Raw genomic sequence first — 21442 nt, forward strand, 5'->3', positions numbered from 1 at the left:
CGGCCGAGCGATTGTCCGCGCGAACGGCGTCACTCGCCGGTCCGCAGGTGGTGGAAGATGTAGGTCTGGGCGTACCCGGCGTACTCCCCGCCCAGTCGCTCGCGGATCGCCCGCGAGGTCGCGGCGTAAGAGCCGCGGTCGCAGTCGGGGTAGTACTCCTCGACGGCCGACTTGAGCCACGTGTCGAGGGGGACGGCCTCGTCGAATCCCAGCGAGAACAGGAGCACGCAGTCGGCGACCTTGTCCCCGACGCCGACGAACCGCGTCAGGTACTCCCGCGCGGCCTCGTATGCGAGGTCCCGCGCTTCCTCGGGGTGGGCCTCGCCGTCGGCCACCATCTCGGCCGTGCGAACGACGTAGGGGGCGCGGTAGCCCAGTCCCAGGTCCCGCAGTTCGGCCTCGGTCGCCGCCGCGAGTTGCGCCGGCGTCGGGAACGCGTGGTAGGTCTCGCCGTCGAACGCGATCGCGTCGCCGTATTCTCGAGCCAGCGTCGAGACCATCGTGTGGATCCGACCGACCCGCATCTGCGTCGAACAGATAAACGAGATCAGGCAGCCGAAGGCCGGATCGTCGACCAGTCGCATCCCGCGGTGGGCCTCGTAGGCTTCGCGAAGGAGGGGATCGTCCGGCGCCGCGTCGACGATCGCCCCGAGGTCGTCGTCCAGGCGCAACAGGTCGCGGACGATCGGTTCGGCGTCGGTCGTCGACGCCCACTCGAGACGGCCGGTCGTCGCGTCGGCCGCCACCCCGGCGGTCGGATCGCCCTCCGGACCGCCGCGGCGGCGAACGCGGATCACCTCCCCGTCGACGACGGTGTGATACCACGCGTTCGGCGCCGGCGACCCGCCGTACATCTCGCCGTCGCTGCGCCGCCAGAGGTAGCTCTGTCCGCTCTCGAGCGTGCGATACAGGTCGAGACCGCCCCCGAGTTCGTCGACCGGAATCGTCCCTGACTCCATCTAGCCGTCCGTTCGGGGGCGCGGGCTTTTGCCTTTCGAACCGACGGGGCAGACGGGTGGCCGGTCGATCGAATCAGCCGCACAGCGCGTGAGATTACCTAGCTATCCAGCCGACGGGGCGCTCGCCGGGCAGAGCTAGCTCTCGAACAGAGTGTCCTGTCTCCTGAGGCGAACTTTCATACTGGATGCGACACAATATCCGCACATGAACTGCAGGGTTGTCGTCGAAGCCGCCGTGCCGGTGTTCGATGTGGAAACTCCGGACGAGGCGATTCGCATCGCCATTTCGAAGACGGGTGAGATGCTAAACCCTGACTTAAACTACGTCGAGATCAACATGGGCGAGCGCACCTCCCCATCGGGAGAGGAGCTCCCGCCCGCCTTCATCGCGGCCGACGAGGCACTGGTCGCGCTCGAACTGGAGATGACCGTCTTCAACGTCGAGCGCGAGGAACACGCCTCCCGCATCGCGCGCAAGGAGATCGGCCAACTCCTCGAGAACATCCCCCTCGAGGTCATCGAGGTCGAGGAACTCGAGGAAGACGAAGTCGACGACGAGTCGGACACCGAAACGGAGGAGTCGTCGACCGCGGAGACCGACGACGAGGAGACCGACGACGAGGAGATCCTCCCCGAGTTCGAGGATCTGGTCGAGTAACTGACGTCCCCGCCTGACTCTCCGGTGTATTTTCGCGAGCGATACGCACAGCACTGAACAGGAGTCCGACTATCGCGACGGATAGCAGCGCGAGTATCGCGAAACGTAGCAGAATGGCGCTCGTCGCCGACGAGGCGCACAAGAAGCCGGCGTAGCATATGAAGACGAGTCTCGCCAGTCAGCGGTTGAGTTATCGAAGGAGATGTCGTCTGTCTCAGTCCGCAGTAGCGGCGACTGCTTCCTGCTCCCCCTCGCGCATGTTCTTCGTGATTCCCCCGGCGAGTGCGAAGACAGCAGCTTTGTGATCGGTTTTTGACTTGTGGATCGATGTCGGTCGGATGCCCCGCGACTCGTACTCCTCGAGGTCGATAGTACAGTCATCCCACTCCGCGCACTGGTTCGATACCTCCGCGAGAAGGCCGTGAAGGTGAATGAGCTCCTGCTTCTTCATAACCATGCAATCATACCCACTGCAGGGTTATATTATTATCTTGAGTCGCGTTAGCACGGGCCCTGAGTTCAGTCGACAGGACGTCGCCGGATAGAAATCGCGGAAAGGGGTCCCTACTCGGAACAAAACCGCTCGAAGGAAGCGCGTACAATGGGGTATTACACGAATAATGAGCGCTTTCAGCGGGGGGTTGAACGCTCCAGTCAGGCTCGGTAAACGGTCACTACTACTGGACACTGACGCGAGAGAATCGAAGAAGTGGGCGGATCGCGCTCCGCACCGCACGGGGTCGATCGCTAGCCGAGTTGTTTCAACGTCTGGAGATCCCGATCGGTTCGCGTGAACTCGGACATCCGCCGCGAGGCGTGACAGCCGGGGCAGTGAAACATGTCGGCGGCAGCGGGGAGTTCGCCGGGAGAAATCTGCCAATCTTTCGCACATTCTGGACACAACAGTTGCACGGTCGTTTCGTCCATGCCATGATATTCCACACCGCACCTCAAAAGTGTTGTCGCTTCCCAATCAGCCGCTTACGGCACCCGAGGTCGAATCGAAACCGCCGATGACAGACCCCGAAACATGGCGTTTACGCCGGGGCTGCCGTGTCGGAGGCCTCGAGCAGCTCCTTGTAGCGGTTGCGGATCGTGACCTCGGAGATGCTGGCGACTTCGCTGACGTCGTTCTGGGTGACCTTCTCGTTGGTCAGCAGGGCGGCGGCGTAGACCGCGGCGGCCGCGAGGCCGACCGGCGACTTGCCGCTGTGGACGCCCTCCTGACGGGCCGACTCGAGCAGTTCGCGGGCCATGCGCTCGGTCTCGTCCGAGAGGTCGAGGTCGCTGACGAACCGCGGCACGTAGTGTTCGGGGTCGGCCGGCTTGACCTCGAGGCCGAGTTCCCGGATGATGTACCGGTACGTGCGGGTCAGCTCCATCTTCTCGACGCGGCTGACGGCCGAAATTTCGTCGAGGCTACGCGGCGTGCCCGCCTGGCGGGCCGCGGCGTACAGCGACGCTGTCGCGACGCCCTCGATCGAACGGCCCGGCAGCAGGTCCTCCTCGAGCGCGCGGCGGTAGATCACGCTGGCGGTCTCGCGGACGTTCTCCGGGAGACCGAGCGCGCTCGCCATCCGGTCGATCTCGCCAAGCGCCTGCTTGAGGTTGCGCTCCTTGGAGTCGCGGGTGCGGAACCGCTCGTTCCAGGTGCGCAGGCGCTGCATCTTCTGGCGCTGACGACTCGAGAGGGCCCGGCCGTAGGCGTCCTTGTCCTGCCAGCCGATGTTCGTCGAGAGGCCCTGGTCGTGCATCATGTTCGTCGTCGGCGCGCCGACGCGGGACTTCTCGTCCTTCTCGGCGGCGTCGAAGGCCCGCCACTCGGGGCCGCGGTCGATCTCGTCTTCCTCGACGACGAGACCGCAGTCTTCACAGACCGTCTCGGCGTGTTCGGCGTCCGATACGACTCGGCCGCCACACTCGGGGCAGCGCTCTTGCTCCCCCGACTGTTCGGTCGTTTCCTCGCTCTCCGTCTCGCCTGAGTACGTTTTGATGGTGGTGTCTGTCATGGTGTGTGTATCGGGTGCGTTACTCGGGGCTCCCGGGTGGGGTAACCAGAAGAAACCCGGTCGCCTCAGCTAACATAGGGTAAGGCCGTAAGTCATATAAAGGTTTCGCCTATCTTATAAACTGTTCGGATTTTCTATTATATATGTTGCGGTTATATTGGTGTTACTCGTGCGGATTCCGGGGATGCCGCGACGACGCACTCCGTCGGCGATTCGGTAGTGCGAGTTACCCGCCGGCGAGCTCGGTCCGACTCGGTCGGCGCGTACCATCACCATCGCAGTCGACCGTACAACAGCGAGCTACAGAAGTGTAGTGTCCAAATGCATTGGTACCGTCTCGCCGTCCGCGCTCCGTCTCCTCGGTCTCGAGCCCGACGCGGCTCGCCGGCCGCGAGCGGACCGCTAGACCGTAAACAGGTGTCCCTCAGTCGGCACGTCGAACAGGCCGACTCGAGCGCCCGCGTCGAGCCACGCGTGGCCGTAGGAGAACGACGCCAGCGCGTTGACGAGGTCGTCCGCCTCGCGGAAGTGACGGCCGTCCTCGAGGTACGACGACGCCATCTCGTAACATTCGGCCGCCGCCTCGGCCATCGGGGTTCCTTCCGGCGGCGCGACCGACGCCGCCTCGAGGGCCTCCGCGAGCAACTCGCCGTAGCGATCCGTCTTCTCCTCGAGATCCGCAGCCATGGTCGATACTCGTCGGTCGAGACCGTAAGTGCGTTGTCTCGCCCGGGCGTCGGCGACGGATCGGCGCCGGGGATCGCCTTCCACCATCACCTACGGGGAAGCGGAGCCGGAACTCGACGCCGCGCCACCGTCGGCAACACCGGCACGGCGGGCGCGCCCGACTCCGACGGTAACCGGGAAGAAACGATCGGAAACAACAGTATAACGACCGCATAGGTATCACGCGACGACTCGTCTCCGTCGCCAGTGCGACTACTGCAGGTGTTCGTCCCGGCCGAAACGCGGGACGCGGCGCTCGACGTGCTCGAGGACGAGGGCCTCGATTACGTTCGAACGAACGAGAGCAGCGACCGAGGGGAGGGCGAACTCGTCACGTTCCCGGTCCCGACGCAGGCGGTCGACAGCGTGCTCACGTCGCTGCGCGAGGCCGGCGTCGAGGACGACTTCATCGTCGTCTCCTCGATCGAGACGGCCCGGACACCGCGAATCGAGGAGCTCGAGGAACGGTACGTCAACGGACAGGAGGAAGACGACAGCATCGCCCGCGAGGAGATCCGCACGCGGGCGCTGAACATGACGCCCGGTCGCGTCACCTACTACGCGATGACGGTCCTGAGCGCGATCGTCGCGACGGCGGGCTTGCTGCTGGACTCGCCGGCGATCGTCGTCGGGTCGATGGTGATCGCGCCGCAGGTCAGCGCCGCGCTGACGGGGACCGTCGGCCTCGTGCTCGACGACCGCGACATGATCGCCGGCGGACTCACCTCGCTGGCGATGGGGCTCGTCGTCGCCATCGCCAGCGCCTTCGCGTTCGCGTGGCTGGTCCGGTCCGGTGGGGTCGTTCCCTCGACGATCGATATCACGGCCATCGTGCAGGTCCAGAACCGGATCTCGCCGGGGCTGCTCGCGCTCGTGGTCGGCGTCTGCGCCGGCGCCGCCGGCGCGTTCGGCCTCGCGACGGCGATTCCCGTCTCGCTGGTCGGCGTGATGATCGCCGTCGCGCTCATCCCGGCGGCCGCGGCGGTCGGCATCGGGCTGGCCTGGGGCGAGACGACCGTCGCCGTCGGCGCCGGCGCGCTGGTCGCCGTCAACGCTACGTCGATCCTCTTCGCCGGCCTCGCGGTCTTCTGGTATCTCGGCTACCGGCCCGACGGCTGGACGCGGGGATCGCTCCGAGACAACGTCCCCGGCGAGTGGCTCGATACCCTCCTCATCGCCGCCGTCGTCGGCATGCTCGTCTTCGCCGCCGGCGGGCTGGTCATCGGCCAGTACGTGAGCCACCAGAACGCCGTCAACGACGAGGTGCGGACCGTCCTCGAGGACGAGGCGTACGACGACCTCGAGCTCGTCGAGGTGCGCACCGAGTTCGTCGGTCCCGGGACCGACGGCGAGCCGGCGGTCACCGTCGTCGTCCAGCGACCCGCCGACGTTCCGTATCCGACCCTCGTCTCGACCCTCGAGGCCGGCCTCGAGGACCGGACCGACCGCGACGTGGCCGTGACCGTCGAGTTCGTCGAGAGCGGGGCCCCACAGGCCTCGTAGTCAATAGCGAGACGCGAGACGCCTCGCGACCGCGAGCGGAGATCGAACGACGGCACCGGTGCGTCGTAGCAACCGCTCGAGATTGCTGAGAACGCAAGGGGTTTAGGCGCTCTATCCCAACCCTGATACATGAGCGAACAGCCTCGCGTCGAGATCTATACCAAGGAGGACTGTCCGTACTGCGAGAAGGCAAAGGACCTGTTCGATAGCAAGGACGTCGAGTACGAGACGTACAACGTCACGGGCGACGACGACCTCTTCGAGGAGATGGTCGAACGCGCCGACGGCCGCAAGACCGCGCCCGAAGTGTTCATCGACGACGAACTCATCGGCGGCTGGGACGACACCAGCGCGCTCAACGAGACGGGCGAGTTGGACGAAAAGCTCGGCATCGCGAGCGATGCGCCGGAGGGGCATCGAAACGGAGGCGGCGAAGCCGCCGGCGCCGAGGACGGCGAGATCCTCGAGCACCGCAAACTGATCATCGCCGGCACCGGGATCGCCGGCCTCACCGCCGCGATCTACGCCGGTCGATCGAACAACGAGCCGCTGGTCATCGAGGGCGACGAGCCCGGCGGCCAGCTCACCCTCACCACGGACGTCGCGAACTACCCCGGCTTCCCCGAGGGGATCAGCGGGCCCGAACTGGTCAACAACATGAAAGAGCAGGCCAAACAGTTCGGCGCCGAGCTGAAAAACGGCATCATCGAGTCCGTCGACGCGGACACCCGCCCGTTCCGCGTCGAGTTGACCAACGGCGACGTCTACACGGCCGACGCCGTCATCGCCGCCTCCGGCGCCAGCGCTCGAACGCTCGGCATCCCCGGCGAGGACGAACTCATGGGCTACGGGCTCTCGACCTGTGCGACCTGTGACGGCGCGTTCTTCCGCGGCGAAGACATGCTCGTCGTCGGCGGCGGCGACGCCGCCATGGAGGAGGCCACCTTCCTGACAAAATTCGCCGACACCGTCTACATCGCCCACCGCCGCGACGAGTTCCGCGCCGAGGACTACTGGGTCGACCGCGTCGAGGAGAAGGTCGAGGAGGGCGAGATCGAGATCATGAAGAACACCGAACTCGTCGAGGTCCACGGCTCCCAGGAGGAGGGCGTCGACCACGTCACCCTCGTCGAGAACGATCAGGGCCACCCCACCGACCGACTCGACGACCCCGAGACCGAGGAGTTCGACTTCGACGTCGGCGCCGTCTTCCTCGCGATCGGCCACACGCCCAACACGGAGTACCTCGAGGGCACCGGCGTCGAGATGGACGCCGACGGCTACCTGAAGACGAAGGGCGGCGACGGCGGCGGCCAGACCGAGACCCACGTCCCCGGTATCTTCGGCGCCGGCGACGTCGTCGACTACCACTACCAGCAGGCCGTCACCGCTGCGGGCATGGGCTCGAAGGCCGCGCTGGACGCCGACGAGTACCTCGAGGACCTCGAGCGCGCCGACTCGAGTATCGAAGAAGTCGAACCGGCCGCGGCCGACGACTGAGCACGCCGTTCAACGCGCGCTGGCTAGCGCTCGAGTACGAAGCGGGAGATCTCGGGGTATGTCGTACGTCGATTCTGTCTTTTCGCCGACCGAAGCGTCACTGTCTTTTTCGCCGACCGAAGCGTCAGTATCCGGTCGCGCTCGAGCGCGCTCCCGGGGAACGAACTGGTGAGCGAGCCGGATTCGGCGGATAACGTGCCGAAAGCACCCGTGACGACGGACGAGCGGACCGAGCGGTCGCGGAACGGAACCGATCCGTTGAGAGGAAAAGACTACATGCACACCGATAGGCAGTGAAGACGTGACATCGATCGCACCGCTGTTCGTCCCGACGCCCGGGGCCCCGGAACTGCTGATCATCGTCGGGGTCGCGATCCTGCTGTTCGGCGCACAGAAGATCCCGAAACTCGCGCGGTCCATCGGCGAATCGACCGGCGAGTTCAAGAAAGGTCAGGCGAAAGTCGAGCAGGAACTCGAGGAGTACCGAAACGACGCCGCTACCGCCGCCCCCGACGTCGAGACGGAGACGGCGACCGAGACGCAGTCGTAATCTCGCGCTCGAGAAGGGCCGTCGATCGGCGATCCCGTATCCTCGCGCCCAATGTCGTTTCCACCCTCGCGTTTGCGAGGGTGTTCTCCATCGAACGCAGCCTCCGCACTCGCCGGCGCGCTCGAGCGGTAGCCTGTTCCGACAACGCGAGAGCGAACGGTAACGACTCGAGGGCGAGGGCGCCGCCGCGAAAAAACGGGTCGCAGTCGCTCAGACGTGGAGTTCGCCGACCTCGCGTTCCGTCTCGGTTTCGCGAACCGCGCCGTCGCCGCCGGAGAGTTCGCGGTACGTCGAACAGTTCGGACAGCCGTGGACCTCGTCGTTCACGCCGAACACCCGAACGAAGTCGCTCGTCACGTACGCGTCGCAGTTGCCACACCTTGGCATGAGTTACGTCACGCATTCGAGCAAACGCCGATAAACATATCGGTGGTTTTCATAAGTTGTTGATGGGAGTAGCCGGAAGTCGGTGGCTGTCTGTTCGAGTGTACTCGAACGCGGCGATACGCGGAGTCCGTGCTGCTGTTGGGAGGGACGCGTCGACGTCAGGACTTTGTGGGCGACCTGAGACGCACCGCTCTTGCTACTCGCGTACAGCGATTCCGGCGGAGACCCCGGTGTAACACCAGTCGTCGATTCGACTCGAGCGACCGGGACGGAGAACGACGACGGGCACACCCCTCGTTTTCAGTGAAAGCGAAAACCCGTGGGTGCGAAGATCGAGCAGTAGTATAAAGAAAACGCTGAGCGAAAGTGGCGCGTCCTAAAGACCGTTTTCAGGATCTGTTGGCTTACTACTACACTACTACTTTACCGATACAATAAATAATATAATAACGCGATCAAGGGACTCGAGCTGAGAGCGGATCACGGATCCCCACTTACGCGGCCGTTCACTGAAAACGAGGGGTGTGTGTGCCGTCGCCGTCCGCGACCCGATCAGTGAGTCACTCACTCTCGTGGCCCGTCTCGAGTCTTTCACTGAAAATCCGGTTCGGTGCGTTTATCACTCGCGTCGGGAAAGTCTTCGCTAATGGGAACTGATCCGATCCCGACGCCCTCGATCGAGGAACTCCAGGACGATCCGATGGCGGACGGAACGACGTCTATCTTCCGTCGTCGGGAACTCCTCCGGCCCCAGCACGTGCCCCAGAAGGACCGCATCGTCGGCCGCGACCGCGAGATCGAGACCGTCGAGGCGCTACTCAAACCGGCGGCTTTCGGCGATCCGCCCGAGAGCGGCTTCCTCTTCGGGAAGACGGGGACCGGCAAGTCGCTCGTCGCCAAACACGTCACCGGCCGCGCACGCGGCATCGCCCAGATGCAGGAGACCGATCTCACCGCCGCGTACGTCGACTGCGATCAGTACAACACGGAGACGCGAGCCGCCCGCAAGATGGCCTTCGAGGTCCGGGACGCGATCGATCCCGACCGCTACATCCCCAAGGACGGCGTCGGCGCGAGTCGCTACTACGACGCGCTCTGGGACGGCGACGGCCTCCTCCACGACTCGGACTCGCTGATCGTGATCTTAGACGAGATCGACAAACTCGGTGACGATACCGCCGAAATTCTCTCGAAGCTCTCTCGCTCCGAAGAGGCCGGCAAGACGGGCTGTTACATCGCGGTCGTCGCGATCAGCAACAAGACCGACTACACCGACGCGCCCGACGAGCGCGTCGCCTCGAGTTTCCAGGACGATCCGATCATCTTCCCGCCGTACGACGCGACCCAACTGCAGGCGATCCTCGAGCGCCGCAAGGACGCGTTCAAGGACGGCGTCCTCGGACCGGGCGTGATCGAACTGGCCTCGGCGCTCGCCGCCCGCGACCACGGCGACGCCCGCCGAGCGCTGGACATCCTCCGCTCGGCCGGCAAACTCGCGGAGAAGGACGGCAGCGATCGAGTGACCGAAGACCACGTGCGCAAGGCCGACGAGTACAGCGATCTCAACCGCTCTATTCAGGTCATCAAGAACGGGACACCTCACTCTCGCTACGCCCTCTACGCGCTGGCGTACCTGACGAAGTCCAAACTCTCGGATTCCTTCTCGACGGGCGAAGTCTACGACACCTACTGCGTCGTCGCTGACGTGGTCGCCGGCGAATCGCTGACCCACCAGCGGGTCCTCGATCTGATGAAGAAGTGGACGCTGCCGGAGATCACCGAGAGCCGACACACCGGCGGCGGCAAGGGACAGGGCAGCTACCGGACCCACCGCCTGCTGCACGATCCCGACGTCGTGATGAGCGCCTGCCTCGAGTCTACGAGCGACCAGCGCAACGTTCTCGACGCGCTCTCCGAATCCTCGATATAACGCATCTCGCTGCTGTTTGCCGGCGGCTTTCACTGAAAACGAGGGGTGTCTACCCGCTCCGGATCGCTACGACAGCAACCGGTTCACTGAAAACGAGGGGTGTCTACCCGCTCCGGATCGCTACGACAGCAACCGGTTCACTGAAAACGAGGGGTGTCCTACCAGGCCGTCGTCTCGAGGGTCACCGTCCTCGCCCGCCAAATTCGACAACTCGAAACGACGGCATATATAAGATGTCCAGTAATTCAGCCGACCGTCTTAGTCGGTTGACTGTCCAGTCACCGTATGGAACACCGCTACGACGGACCCGAACTACCCTCGAGTCACGACCGACTCCGCGAGACGACGGCGTGTCGCACCTGTGAATGCGAAATCGGGCCCCGTGACCGGCGACTGACGTGGCGCGTCCGCGACGGGGCGGACGTGTTCCAGTACCACTACTGCAGCGACGAGTGTCTGCAGGCGGCCCGCGAGAGACACCATCAGTAGCCGAACTGCAGATCACCTCGGTAGATCGAATCCTCATGTGAGTCTTCGCCGGCCTTCTACTCTCGATCGGCTGGAGTTGGCGCGATCGAGATGTTTTTGTCAACAGCAGTTCTTGACAGCAACAGATTATTAATGGATTCGACGAAACGATCTGCGGATCACGGGCGGGCGCGAACACACGTCCCGTCCCGACGACAATTACTTCGTCTCGGTAGCGCGGCCGCGGTCACCGGGCTGGCCGGCTGTTCCGAGACAGTGGACACTCTCGGTACGATCGTCGACCCGAGCGACGACGACTCCGGTTGCGGGACCGCTAAACCCGCGGCTTCCGTTTCCGAGTACGCGACGCATCCGGAGACGGACGTCTCGCTGTTCCGTCGCGGACTGCGTCGACTCGGCTACTTCCCCGACGAAGTCGTCCCGAGTTCGGTGAGCGTCAACTGGACGTTCCCGCTCAACTACGTCGGCCACACGGCCGCCAAGTCGAGCCCCGTCCCGACGCCCGACGCTGAGACGATAATCTTCGCTGGCGACACCGGTTGGGTATACGCCTACGCACCGACGGGGGAACTGCAGTGGTCGACCCGGACCGGCGCGACGGAGAAAGGGTTCCACGGCTCGGCGGCAGTGATCGACGACACCGCCTACATCGGCGGCTACGACGGTGACCTCTACGCGCTGGACGTCAAAACCGGCGACCTCGTCTGGCGGACTCGTTCCCGGGACCTCGAGGGAACGCTCGCGATCGGCTCGAGTCCCGCCTACTACGACGGGCGGCTCTACATCATCGCCGAATACGGCGCACCATCTTCCGGCGCACTCTGGGAAATCGATCCGGAGACGGGGGAGCCGACCTGGAGCGACGACCGCATCTGGGGCCAGCCCCACCCTTCACCGACGATCGATCTCGAGACGGGACGGATCCTCGCGGGGTCGAACGACGGCGTCGTCTACTGTTGGGAATTTCCCTCTCTCGAGTTCGCGTGGTCGTTCCAGACCGACGCCGACGGCGAGGAACAAGCGGGCGGCGCCTTTCGCAAGGGCGCCCAGATCAAGGGCACCGTCGCGGCACACGACGGCTACGGCTACGTCGGCAGCTGGGACGAGACCTTCTACTGTCTCGATCTCGAGGACGGCTCGGAAGTGTGGTCGTTCGACACGGATCGCTCTATCATGTCGAACCCCGCAGTCGACATCGAGGAAGATGTCGTCTACATGGGCAATGACGACGGCTACGTCTACGCGATCGACGCTAAATCGGGGGAAGAGCTGTGGTCGGCGGACGTCGGCGGCCGCGTTATCGGCGCGCTGACGGTCACTGCCGGAACGGTGCTGGCCGGCTCCTACGATTCGCACCTGTACGCCCTCGACAAGGAGACCGGCAATCGATGTTGGCGGGTTGCGAACCGCGGTCGAGTTACCAGTGCGCCGGTCCCCGTCGACGGGCGAATCTACTACGCGGAACGGGCCGTCTTCTCGAACTACTACGACGACGAGAGGGAGACGATCCTCGAGGAACCGGGACACGGGTACTGTCTGGTCGGCGACGAGTGACGGCTGCTGGAGTTACGCGTCTCAATCGTCTCTAGTTCCTTCACGCTTCGAGCAACGAAAGTTCTCTGAACCGGTTCTCCTCACAGAGAGCTCTGGTAGCACGATATCGGCGTTCAAGAATTCTTGTCTCGGTTTCCAGCAAGTAGCCGACGGTGGTCGCTGTTCGGTCAGTCTCTGCTGGTGCTCGGTTCGATAATGAGCCACTCGAGTTCGATCTCAGTGGCGACCGTCGCAGCGTGTGTAGAATTCAGCTAATTCCCCTCGAGATACGTATAGCAGCGCTATATCGTGTAGCGCGTCGTCAGTTCGGCGAATTCTCGATAGCGTCACTCGGACCTTCGGTTACACATCTCGGATGAGCGCTCGTCTAACAGTGAGACAAAACGGGCCGTTGATTCGGCGACTGCCGTCGCTATCGGATGTAGCGCGCGAAAGAAAATGGAATGTGCGTCAAGGACCGGACGAAGTCCGGTAGTTAGTTAGCGGTGATTAGTTCTGGCGGCGGAGCGCGAGCATGGCGGCAGCGAGCATCGCGACGAGGGCGACAGCGATGCCGAAGCCGGGCGTACCGTCGTCTTCGCCATCGTCTTCGCCACCGTTCTCGTTGCCGTTCTCGTTGCCGTTCTCGTCGCCGTTCTCGTTGCCGTTCTCGGCACCGTTCTCGTTGCCGTTCTCGGTACCGTTCTCGTCGCCGTTCTCGGCACCGTTCTCGTCGCCGTTCTCGGCACCGTTCTCGGCACCGTTCTCGGATGCGTCCTCGACGGTCAGCGTACCGTCGGCGGATGCGTCAACGTTCTCGTTGGAGACGGAGATCGTGAGATCGTAGTCACTGGCGTCGAGGTCCTCACCGTTGACGGTGGTGAGGGTGACGGTCTCGCTCGAGTTAGCGCCGACTTCGACGCCTTCCTCGGTGTAGGTCTCACCGTTGAAGGTGAGCTCAACGTCGACGGTCTGCGCGGTGTCACCGTTGTTGGTAACGACCGCGCTGATGTCGGTGGACTCCTCGGTCGTGATCGGGGAGTCGTACTCAGCGGAGACGTCGACGTCCGTTTCGGGTTCAGGCTCGTCGGCAGCGGTCAGCTGGACGTCCTCGAGGACAGCGGCGTCAGCCGGGGAGGCGACCGAGGTGTCCTCGTTGGCGGTCAGGTCGAAGTGAACGCCAGGGGTTTCGCCTGCGAGGTCGAATTCAGCGTCGAACGTGTAGTCGTCGTTGACGACAGCACTCGTGTAGTCGACGAAGCCGCCTTCGTCGCTCGGCGAGTCAGCGTTTGCGCTGAGGTCCGTACCGGGGGCGACCGTCGTCGTACCGGACGCGGTTGCGCCGTCTTCAGCCGGGAGCGAGTCGATCTCGTCCCAGGAGAGTTCACGGTCCTCGAAGGAGATTTCGAACTCCTGCTCGTAGTCGTCATCCTCGTCGGCGTCCATGAAGGAACTGGTCTCAGCGTCGATGGTCACCGTCACGTCGTAGCTCTGGTCAGCTGCGAAGCTGGCGTTGCCAGCAGGGTCGAGCGTGACCAGCAGGTCACCATCGTAGCTGTCCAGATCAGTCGTGATCAGTTCAGCGTCGAGGTCGCCTGCGTTCGTACTCCAGTTCTCTGCGTTGTTGATCGGACCGGAAGTCTGCTCAGCAACGTCGATGTTGACGCCTTCCTTGTCGAGGAGGTCCGAGCCGTTGGCCGCGACGGCCCCGTCAGCGCCGAAGTCTTCGAGGGCAACGACGATACCATCTTCGACGGCGAAGGTGTCCGTCTCAGTGACGGTTGCCTCGTCGTAGGCCTCGTAGTCGCCGTGGATACCGGCATCAGCCGGTGCAGTGTAGCTCGTCGTGTCACCGACACCCGCGTAATCGCTCACGGTGAGGACGTCACGGTCGTGTTCCTCGTTGAGCGTGAAGTTCTGGGTATCAAGGCCCTGACCGAGAGTCAGATCCCAGTTCCATGCGGGCAGGGAGTCGTTACCATTGTCGAGCGCGTCGTTGGTTTTCTCGTTAGTGAGGTATGCGTCAGAGTCGTCGTCGGCGATGTCCCACTCGTTATTGTACGTGTTGTACTCAAGGGTGATCTCGTCGCCGGAGACGTCGTTCACTGTGACTGCTGCAGCGAAGGTGTCGTCCTCACCGAGGACAACGGATGCAGTGTCGGCGCCCTCGAGACCGAGGGTAATCTCTGCAATTTCGCCTTCGGAGACGGATTCGACGTTACTGAAGTAGTAGTCTTCGTCGATCTCGGACACTTGGATCGTCGCCGTGTCCTCGGCCGTCGTGTCAGTCACCGATGCGGTGAACTCGTATTCACCAGCCTCGATGCCGTCGAAGTCAGCGTTGAAGTCTTCGCGACCCTCAAGAACGATCGAATCTTCTTCGGCGTCAACGTAAGCAACACCCTCTGCAGCGGTAACGTTACCGTCGTCGAGCGTACTGCCGTCGCCGAAGATGCTCCAGAGGTCCTTGTGGTCGAGGCCCTCGGCACTCACTTCGGTCGTGATGCCCGAGCGCTCGGAGTCGATCGACAGCTCGGTGCTGGTACCGGAGTTAGCATTAGTGACGGAATCGTCAGTAAACTCCGAGGTCAGCGTGTGCGTGCTGACATCGAACTGGACGTTAACCTCGTCCTCGTCAGTCACATTGTACGAACTGCCATCAAGGATCTCAGTCGAGACCTCGATGTACAGTTCATCTTCCGCGACAAAGTCATGATCGGCACCGGCCTTTTTCACGTCGAGGTCACGGACCCAGTTGCCGTCCTCGTCGTGGAGTTCGACAGTGCTAGCGTTCGATAGATCAGTGCTAACACCAACGCTATCGTTGAGGACATAGCCGACCTGACCCTGGAAGAGTCGGTCACTGTTGTTTAATTGTGTGTTACCATCGTTTACGTCACCATCGTCACCGTAGCTATCTTGTGCTGCTGCCGCGCCGCCTGCAAATGCAGCGGACATGGCAACAACGGAGAACACCATAAGCGCGGCCAGGACTACTGCGCGTCCCTTTTCGCGAATGGTTGCGTTGTCTGTCATTTATGTTGTCTTGTTGTTTTGTCGGGTTGGTTAGCGTGCGATGCGGACGGATACGGACAGCACGATGCTCGTACTGTCCGCGCCGGGTAGGGGTATCTCCATCTATAAAGTACCCCGTAATAAGTTTTCTGTATGAGTCATTGGTCCATTATATTGAGTAATCCGAGATAAATCGCGGGACGGCGTCGACTTTCGACGATCGGCTCGCGATACCAATCGATCTCTGAATTACAGCTCTAACAGAATATTACTTATAAATGCCGTCCCGCAGCGTCCTGCTACCGGGGTGATTGCTACTCGCCCGCGGTGTCCTTGACGGAGAGAGCGAACGATACCCGGCACAGTTCAAATCAAATTCGGCGAACTTCTTCGTAAGGGATTATTACTCCCGTAGCAGCTGATTGCTGGCACAAGTTACCGTTCCATATTCCGGTTGCACGCGTAGCGCGCGAATGATTTATCTGAAGAACGAAATTCAAGCGGACCAGAATAACGATCAGAAACCAGTCGGACCCAGCACCGAATAAAAAGCGAATCCGAACTCAACAGTCACTCGGCCAGCGGATGCGAGACCGTAGCGGACCGCGACGCCCTCAGAACGGGAACAGCGAGTCGGCCTCGAGGTCGCGCTCGATCAGTTCGATCTCGTGGCCGTCCTGGTCTTTCGTGAAGGCGTACATGTTGTCGTTGCTCTCGGGGTCACGGTAGTCGGGCGCCTCGCGCTCGAGCAGGGCCTCCCAGTCCTCGGCGAGGTCGTCGACGCGGACGCAGAGGTGGCCCCAGGCGTCGCCCGTGTCGTAGCTACGGCCGTCGTAGTTGTAGGTGAGTTCGACGGACATCGCCTCGGGAGCGGCGTCGCGGGGCTCGACGAAGTAGTTCGCGAAGGTGTCGGCCTCCCAGCGGCCGACCTCGTCGTACTCGAACTTGCGGGTCCAGAAGCCCAGTGCTTCGTCGGCGTCCTCGACGCGGATCATGGTGTGGTCGATCGACCAGAGCGCCCCCTCGTCGGGGTCGCGCTGGACGATTTCGATCTCGTGGCCGTCGGGATCCTTGACGAAGGCGTAGTCGCCGCCGCAGGACTCGGGATCGCGGTAATCGTCGACGCCCTCGTCCAGCAGCTGCTGGTAGTAGTCCTCGAGTTCGCCGTCGGGAACGCGGACGGCGATGTGCCCCCAGGCGTCGCCCACTTCCGGCTCCTCGCCTTCGTTGTGGGTGATCTCGAGCATGGCGCCCTCGTCGTGCATCTCCTCGGGGCCGAGGTAGACGATCGTGAACCCGTCGCCCTCGAAGCGATCCTTCTCCTCGTACTCGAGGTGGGTCTGGTACCAGTCGAGCGACTCCTCGAGATCCGAGACGCGGATCATCGTGTGGTCGAGCGTTCCGTCCATACGCGAAACGACGCCTGCGACCCCAAAAAGCGTGGCGAAGGCGGCGGTCTACTCGGTCCGACGGTCGGACTCGGCGCCCTCCTTGAGCGAGTCGGCGGCGACCGGGTTGAGTCCCTTGCGGGCGGCGTCGAGTTCCGAGAGGCCGCGGACGAGGACGACGAGCAGGGCCACGCCCAGCGGGAGGAAGAACAGCGGCGAGAGGCCGAGGTAGCCGTTGAGCAGGTAGCAGATCACGACGACGAACATGACGGTCGCGGCGTAGGGCAGTTGGGTGCGCACGTGATCGATCAGGTCCGCGCCGGTGAAGGTCGCCGAGAGCACCGTCGTGTCGGAGATCGGCGAGGCGTGGTCGCCGAAGATCGCGCCCGAGAAGACCGCACCGACGACGACCGGCATGATATCGAACGTCCCGGTGAGGTCGTAGGCGAGTTGGATGGCGATCGGCGTGACGATCCCCATCGTCGCCCACGACGAGCCCATCGTGAACGCGATGAAGGCGGCGACGAACAGAATCACGACGGGAAGCAACTCGACCGGGATCGCGTCGCCGACGATCCCCGTTACGTAGTCGCCCGTCCCGAGTTCCTCCGCGACGGCGCTGATCGTCCACGCGAGCACGAGGATCGTGACGGCCGTCAGCATGAGCCGGAACCCGTCGAGGACGGTGTCGACGGCGGTGCCGAGATCGAACAGGTCGTAGGCGATCCCGATCGCGATGGCGGTCGCGACCATGGCGAACGAGCCCCAGACCAGCGCCGCGGCGAAGTCCCCGGCGCCGACGATGTCGACGAACACCTGGACGAACCCGTCCTCGCCGAGGGCACCCTCGATCGTCGTCGGAGCCCCCGCCTCGGCCTGCGTCGACGTCCACGACTGGTACCCGGTCCAGAACGCGCCCGCGAGCGTCACCGCGATGAGCACGACCACCGGCCCGAAGAACGTCCGCAGCATCGGCCGATCCTCGATCGGTTCGCCGAGGTCCTTCTGGACTTCCTGCAGCGGCTGGGCGTCCTCGCGGCTGACCGCGCCGGTCGAGTACGCGCGGTGTTCGGCGTCGAGCATCTCGCCGTAGTCCCGGCGCGTGATGACGATGATGCCGACCATCACGATCGCCAGCAGGGCGTAGGTGTTGTACGGGATCGACCGAAAGAACGTCTCGAAGGCCGTCGGCGCTCCCTCGGCCCCGAGTCCGTCGTAGGCCTCGCTGATCAGCGAGAGCTGGAAGGCGACCCAGCTCGAGAGCCCGATCGTCGCGACGGGGGCGGCCGTCGAGTCGACGATGTAGGAGAGTTTCTCGCGGGAAATGTGCAGCTGGTCGGAGATCTCGCGCATCGTGGAGCCGACGATGGCCGTGTTGGCGTAGTCGTCGAAGAACATAGCCATCCCGAGCCCCCAGGTCGTCACTCCGACCGCCCGCTGGGAGCCGAGACGGGCCGTCGCCCACTCGCGGACGGCGGTCGCGCCGCCGAGGCGCCAGATGAGCGCGACGCCCGATCCCAGCAGGATGGTAAACAGCAGGATCTGGACGTGGAAGCCGTCGTCGGCGATGATCGCGCCGGTGATCCAGTCGAACGTCTGTGCGATGCCGAGGCTCTCGGTGTAGATTACCGCACCCGACCAGATGCCAAGGAACAGCGAGAGCATCGGTCGCCGCGTCGCGATCGCGAGCCCGATCGCGAGCAGCGGCGGAATGAGCGATAGCGCTCCGAAGTCGGACATACGTTATCGGTAGGTCGACTGCGTGATAATGCCACTGATTGTAGTATCATCCGATAATAGTACGCAGTTTTGAACTCTCGGTGATTGGTAGGACGCTTCCTCGAGGACGCCGCTCCACGCGCCGTGCTAGTAATCGACCGAGACGAACACGATACAGACGACGACGCCGGCGAGAGCGGCGATACCGACGAACGCCTCGTCGAAGTACCCCAAGTCGGCGATCGCTCCGAAGAGAAGCGGACTCAGCGCGCCGAGCGCGAGGTAGACCGTCCGGAGCGCGCCCAGATTCGTCCCCTGCGTGCCGTCCGGCAGCCGCTGGGTGAGATCGGAGATCACGATCGTTTCGAATCCCAGGAGGCTACTCGCGAGCACGGTCAGCAGACCGAAGAGCCACACCTCCCCGACGAAGGGGAGCGCGAGAAGCGCCAGACCGGCCGATCCCATGATCAGGAGGAGGGGCGCCCGAACGCCGATGCTATCGTAGGCCCGTCCGGCGACCGGCTTCATCAGGATGCCGAGCGCGAAGAAGAAGCCGAACAGGACGTTCGCGACCCGCGCCGAGAGCCCCTTTACGTCCATCAGATACGTCGGGTAGAACCCCATGAACGCCTGGATGATGACGGCCCACAGGACGAGCAGCGCGGTCCCACGGAGGACGGTCGGTTGCGACAGCGTCGGAACGATGCCCTCGAGGTCGAGGGACTCGCTCAGTGACGTCGACGTCGACGGCTGTTTCGGAAGCGTTAGCCAGAGGCTGAGAGCCGCGATCAGAAAGAGCGGAACGGCGGCGCCGAAGCTGTACTGCCAGGCCAGCGCGGTCGCGATGAACCCGGCGGCCGGCGGCATCACCGCGTTCCCGACGTCGCCGGCGGCCATCGTCGCGCCCGTCGCCGTGCCGAGTCGGTCGGGGTAAATCTTGTTCAGGATCGTGAACCGAGAGACGCCGTACAGCGCCGTTCCGCCGCCGAACAGGGCCGTCGCGAGGAACAGGAGGATCGTCGAGTTGACGACGATGACGAGCGCGAGCATCGCCGCCGCGAGGAGGGACCCCGCGATCAACAGCAGACGCTCCCCGATCCAGTCGGCGAGGATGCCGCCCGGCAGTTGCCCGAACGCGTAGGCGATCCAGAGCACCGACAGGAGCAGGCCGGACGTCGTGAGCGTAAGCGAGTACGTGCCGCGAATATGGGGCAACAACGCCGGGTAGATCATCCGGACGCTGATCGAGAGGAACCAGCCGAAGGCGACGGAGAGGAGTATCTTTCCGCGGCCGTCGCTCGAGAGGTCGCTAATAACGCGTTTCGGTTTCGAAATAGAGCGCACGGGCAGTAAGCGTCACCTATGGTGTGGGTTCTCGGTCGCCTTCTTCAGTGTTGTTATCCGGACGCCGGCTCGCGATAACGGTGCGTCGCGTCGGCGTTCCTGTGAAACAACCTACCGGCGCAGAATCAGTTTCAGCACGTCCTCGTCCTCGAGGACGTGTTCCGTGCCGACCTGCTGTTCGTCGTGGGTGGCGCTGGGGCCGCTCACGCGGGCGAAGCGGAACCGCTCTTCCATCTCGCCGCCGAGTTTCTCGATGGCCTCGCCGACGGTCGCCCCCTGCTCGATGACCAGCGGTTCCTCCCAGTCGATGCCGCGGCCGGGCTTGTCCATGTAGACGCGGATCAGCCCCAGGTTGTCCCAGATGCGGTCCTTGAGCGCGTCGAGGCCCTTCTCCTTCGCGGCGCTGATGAACGTGACTTCCTCGGGGTCGAGGTCGCGCTCGCGCAGTTGCTCGTCGACCGTCTCCTTGTAGTCGGGTTCGATCAGGTCGACCTTGTTGACGCAGGTGATCGAGGGGATGTACTCGCGGTTCTCCATCAGGCCGTCGACCAGCCGGTCGATGGTGACGTTCTCCTGGAGGTTCAGGTCGGCGTTGACGTAGCCGTGTTCCCGGAGGACGTGCTTGATCGTCTCCTCGTCCAGGTCCTGGTCCGTGCTCGAGGTGATCTTGATCCCGTCTTTGATCTTCGGCCGCACGGTCACCCGCGGCGGCTCCCGGTCGACGCGGATGTTGATGTCGTACAGTTCCTCCTGCAGGCGGTCGTACTGGTCGATCTCGAACACCGAGAGGACGAAGACGATCAGGTCGGCGTTGCGCACGACCGCCAGCACCTGCTGCCCGTCGCCACGCCCCGACGCCGCGCCTTCGATCAACCCGGGAACGTCCAGCATCTGGATGTTCGCCCCGCGGTGCTGGAGCATCCCGGGGTTGACGTCCAGCGTCGTGAACTCGTAGGAGCCCGTCTCGCTGTCGGCGTTGGTCAGCGAGTTCAGCAGCGACGACTTGCCGACGCTCGGAAAGCCGACCAGCGCGACGGTGGCGTCGCCGTGTTTCTCGACGGAGTAGCCGGTGCCGCCCCCGGCAGAGCTCTGGTTCTGGAGCTTCTCCTTTTTCTCCGCGAGTTTTGACTTCAGCCGGCCGATGTGGGCCTCCGTCGACTTGTTGTAGGGCGTGTTGGCGATTTCTTCTTCGATCTCCTCGATCTCCTCCTCGAGCCCCATTTGTCAGTATCCAACCGCCCGCGCCGAAAAACACTTTCCATGCGCGCCGTCGTACGGTCGCCGTTCCCGTCGAGCGTTCGAACCGGTCGACCGGTGTCCGGACCGATCGGCAAACGGCACGGACGCCGTCGTATGACGGGCCCTCGTGCGTATTCGATCGACGCCGGTCGGCCGACCCGTGGGACTACCGGCGGCGGTTTCGACGGGTATAAACGATACCCGGCTGACCTTTCGGTAATGCCAGACGCGGCGCGGCTTCGCGACAGCACGCAGATCGTCCTCCCTCGGGAGACCCTCGACGCCGTCGAGCCACCGCTTTCTGACGAGTTTACCGTAACGGTCGTCCCGGAGGGAGACCGCCAGTGTCGCGTCATCGGGAGCCCCGTCGAGATCAAGGCCGCCAGCGAGTACCTCGCGCGCCGCGGCGTCACGATGCGCTAAGATCGCGTCACGGTCGCAACTCCGATCCTCGTCTCTCGCCTCTCTTGTCGTCTCTCGTCCGCTGTTCCCC

At 63.7% G+C, this 21442-nt stretch carries 19 protein-coding genes; 8 read left to right on the forward strand and 11 right to left on the reverse strand.

Features of this window, described 5'->3' with window-relative positions; translation table 11 throughout:
* Positions 1-29 precede the first annotated feature (29 nt).
* On the reverse strand, positions 30-959 hold the full coding sequence (locus tag HTZ84_RS03510; protein ID WP_174679413.1) for a DNA-3-methyladenine glycosylase family protein: 930 nt from the start codon (positions 957-959) through the stop codon (positions 30-32).
* Positions 960-1164: 205 nt separating this feature from the next.
* Here HTZ84_RS03510 and HTZ84_RS03515 point away from each other — a divergent pair, with 205 nt between their 5' ends.
* Complete coding sequence (locus tag HTZ84_RS03515; protein WP_174679414.1) at positions 1165-1617, forward strand: DUF555 domain-containing protein; 453 nt, start codon at positions 1165-1167, stop codon at positions 1615-1617.
* Between the two features lie 214 nt (positions 1618-1831).
* Here HTZ84_RS03515 and HTZ84_RS03520 read toward each other — a convergent pair whose 3' ends face one another.
* The 4 genes from HTZ84_RS03520 to HTZ84_RS03535 all read right to left on the reverse strand — a co-directional run bounded on the left by HTZ84_RS03520 (position 1832) and on the right by HTZ84_RS03535 (position 4313).
* On the reverse strand, positions 1832-2068 hold the full coding sequence (locus HTZ84_RS03520) for a UPF0058 family protein (protein WP_049914513.1): 237 nt from the start codon (positions 2066-2068) through the stop codon (positions 1832-1834).
* A 296-nt stretch (positions 2069-2364) separates the two neighbouring features.
* The gene (locus HTZ84_RS03525) at positions 2365-2544 is read right to left on the reverse strand and encodes a DUF7836 family putative zinc-binding protein (protein ID WP_008894656.1); all 180 of its coding nucleotides are present in this window, start codon (positions 2542-2544) and stop codon (positions 2365-2367) included.
* A gap of 110 nt (positions 2545-2654) precedes the next feature.
* Entirely contained in the window at positions 2655-3626 is a 972-nt protein-coding gene (locus tag HTZ84_RS03530; protein ID WP_008894657.1) for a transcription initiation factor IIB, read from the reverse strand.
* Positions 3627-4028: 402 nt separating this feature from the next.
* Positions 4029-4313: a DUF357 domain-containing protein gene (locus HTZ84_RS03535; RefSeq protein ID WP_174679415.1), complete on the reverse strand. Its 285-nt coding sequence runs from the start codon at positions 4311-4313 to the stop codon at positions 4029-4031.
* A 246-nt stretch (positions 4314-4559) separates the two neighbouring features.
* On the opposite strand from HTZ84_RS03535, the gene HTZ84_RS03540 reads away from it, so the two are divergent.
* The 3 genes from HTZ84_RS03540 to HTZ84_RS03550 all read left to right on the forward strand — a co-directional run bounded on the left by HTZ84_RS03540 (position 4560) and on the right by HTZ84_RS03550 (position 7905).
* Entirely contained in the window at positions 4560-5855 is a 1296-nt protein-coding gene (locus HTZ84_RS03540) for a DUF389 domain-containing protein (protein ID WP_174679416.1), read from the forward strand.
* 129 nt (positions 5856-5984) lie between these two features.
* The gene (locus HTZ84_RS03545; protein ID WP_174679417.1) at positions 5985-7355 is read left to right on the forward strand and encodes an FAD-dependent oxidoreductase; all 1371 of its coding nucleotides are present in this window, start codon (positions 5985-5987) and stop codon (positions 7353-7355) included.
* Between the two features lie 301 nt (positions 7356-7656).
* Positions 7657-7905, forward strand: a complete 249-nt coding sequence (locus tag HTZ84_RS03550; RefSeq protein ID WP_126661461.1) for a Sec-independent protein translocase subunit TatA/TatB — start codon at positions 7657-7659, stop codon at positions 7903-7905.
* Between the two features lie 210 nt (positions 7906-8115).
* Here the strand turns inward: HTZ84_RS03550 and HTZ84_RS03555 are convergent, their stop codons facing one another.
* The gene (locus HTZ84_RS03555) at positions 8116-8292 is read right to left on the reverse strand and encodes a DUF7563 family protein (protein WP_169332647.1); all 177 of its coding nucleotides are present in this window, start codon (positions 8290-8292) and stop codon (positions 8116-8118) included.
* Positions 8293-8938: 646 nt separating this feature from the next.
* On the opposite strand from HTZ84_RS03555, the gene HTZ84_RS03560 reads away from it, so the two are divergent.
* From HTZ84_RS03560 to HTZ84_RS03570, 3 genes are all read left to right on the forward strand, one after another.
* Positions 8939-10222 (forward strand): Cdc6/Cdc18 family protein, encoded by a 1284-nt coding sequence (locus tag HTZ84_RS03560; protein ID WP_174679418.1) that lies wholly within the window; start codon positions 8939-8941, stop codon positions 10220-10222.
* Positions 10223-10507: 285 nt separating this feature from the next.
* The gene (locus HTZ84_RS03565; RefSeq protein WP_174679419.1) at positions 10508-10711 is read left to right on the forward strand and encodes a DUF7576 family protein; all 204 of its coding nucleotides are present in this window, start codon (positions 10508-10510) and stop codon (positions 10709-10711) included.
* A gap of 132 nt (positions 10712-10843) precedes the next feature.
* The gene (locus tag HTZ84_RS03570) at positions 10844-12265 is read left to right on the forward strand and encodes an outer membrane protein assembly factor BamB family protein (protein ID WP_174679420.1); all 1422 of its coding nucleotides are present in this window, start codon (positions 10844-10846) and stop codon (positions 12263-12265) included.
* A 489-nt stretch (positions 12266-12754) separates the two neighbouring features.
* On the opposite strand, the gene HTZ84_RS03575 is transcribed toward HTZ84_RS03570, so the two are convergent.
* From HTZ84_RS03575 to HTZ84_RS03595, 5 genes are all read right to left on the reverse strand, one after another.
* Complete coding sequence (locus tag HTZ84_RS03575) at positions 12755-15280, reverse strand: BGTF surface domain-containing protein (protein WP_174682521.1); 2526 nt, start codon at positions 15278-15280, stop codon at positions 12755-12757.
* A gap of 593 nt (positions 15281-15873) precedes the next feature.
* Positions 15874-16668, reverse strand: a complete 795-nt coding sequence (locus HTZ84_RS03580; protein ID WP_174679421.1) for a VOC family protein — start codon at positions 16666-16668, stop codon at positions 15874-15876.
* 48 nt (positions 16669-16716) lie between these two features.
* Complete coding sequence (locus HTZ84_RS03585) at positions 16717-18387, reverse strand: Na+/H+ antiporter NhaC family protein (RefSeq protein WP_174679422.1); 1671 nt, start codon at positions 18385-18387, stop codon at positions 16717-16719.
* A gap of 126 nt (positions 18388-18513) precedes the next feature.
* Complete coding sequence (locus HTZ84_RS03590; protein WP_174679423.1) at positions 18514-19710, reverse strand: MFS transporter; 1197 nt, start codon at positions 19708-19710, stop codon at positions 18514-18516.
* Between the two features lie 111 nt (positions 19711-19821).
* Positions 19822-20931, reverse strand: coding sequence for an OBG GTPase family GTP-binding protein (locus HTZ84_RS03595; protein ID WP_174679424.1), 1110 nt, complete (start codon positions 20929-20931; stop codon positions 19822-19824).
* A 237-nt stretch (positions 20932-21168) separates the two neighbouring features.
* Between HTZ84_RS03595 and HTZ84_RS03600 the strand changes: the two genes are divergently transcribed.
* Positions 21169-21372 carry a VNG_1110C family protein gene (locus HTZ84_RS03600; RefSeq protein WP_174679425.1) on the forward strand — a complete coding sequence of 68 codons (204 nt, stop codon included), beginning with the start codon at positions 21169-21171 and terminating at the stop codon, positions 21370-21372.
* Positions 21373-21442: the final 70 nt, after the last annotated feature.

Origin of the sequence: Haloterrigena gelatinilytica (assembly GCF_013342145.1) — an archaeon.
GTDB lineage: Archaea > Halobacteriota > Halobacteria > Halobacteriales > Natrialbaceae > Haloterrigena > Haloterrigena gelatinilytica.

Bases quoted from the DNA above. Each gene is read 5' to 3' on its own strand.
- HTZ84_RS03510 (WP_174679413.1), bottom strand. From the start codon at position 959: ATGGAGTCAGGGACGATTCCGGTCGACGAACTCGGGGGCGGTCTCGAC.
- HTZ84_RS03515 (WP_174679414.1), top strand. From the start codon at position 1,165: ATGAACTGCAGGGTTGTCGTCGAAGCCGCCGTGCCGGTGTTCGATGTG.
- HTZ84_RS03520 (WP_049914513.1), bottom strand. From the start codon at position 2,068: ATGAAGAAGCAGGAGCTCATTCACCTTCACGGCCTTCTCGCGGAGGTA.
- HTZ84_RS03525 (WP_008894656.1), bottom strand. From the start codon at position 2,544: ATGGACGAAACGACCGTGCAACTGTTGTGTCCAGAATGTGCGAAAGAT.
- HTZ84_RS03530 (WP_008894657.1), bottom strand. From the start codon at position 3,626: ATGACAGACACCACCATCAAAACGTACTCAGGCGAGACGGAGAGCGAG.
- HTZ84_RS03535 (WP_174679415.1), bottom strand. From the start codon at position 4,313: ATGGCTGCGGATCTCGAGGAGAAGACGGATCGCTACGGCGAGTTGCTC.
- HTZ84_RS03545 (WP_174679417.1), top strand. From the start codon at position 5,985: ATGAGCGAACAGCCTCGCGTCGAGATCTATACCAAGGAGGACTGTCCG.
- HTZ84_RS03555 (WP_169332647.1), bottom strand. From the start codon at position 8,292: ATGCCAAGGTGTGGCAACTGCGACGCGTACGTGACGAGCGACTTCGTT.
- HTZ84_RS03560 (WP_174679418.1), top strand. From the start codon at position 8,939: ATGGGAACTGATCCGATCCCGACGCCCTCGATCGAGGAACTCCAGGAC.
- HTZ84_RS03565 (WP_174679419.1), top strand. From the start codon at position 10,508: ATGGAACACCGCTACGACGGACCCGAACTACCCTCGAGTCACGACCGA.
- HTZ84_RS03570 (WP_174679420.1), top strand. From the start codon at position 10,844: ATGGATTCGACGAAACGATCTGCGGATCACGGGCGGGCGCGAACACAC.
- HTZ84_RS03575 (WP_174682521.1), bottom strand. From the start codon at position 15,280: ATGACAGACAACGCAACCATTCGCGAAAAGGGACGCGCAGTAGTCCTG.
- HTZ84_RS03580 (WP_174679421.1), bottom strand. From the start codon at position 16,668: ATGGACGGAACGCTCGACCACACGATGATCCGCGTCTCGGATCTCGAG.
- HTZ84_RS03585 (WP_174679422.1), bottom strand. From the start codon at position 18,387: ATGTCCGACTTCGGAGCGCTATCGCTCATTCCGCCGCTGCTCGCGATC.
- HTZ84_RS03595 (WP_174679424.1), bottom strand. From the start codon at position 20,931: ATGGGGCTCGAGGAGGAGATCGAGGAGATCGAAGAAGAAATCGCCAAC.
- HTZ84_RS03600 (WP_174679425.1), top strand. From the start codon at position 21,169: ATGCCAGACGCGGCGCGGCTTCGCGACAGCACGCAGATCGTCCTCCCT.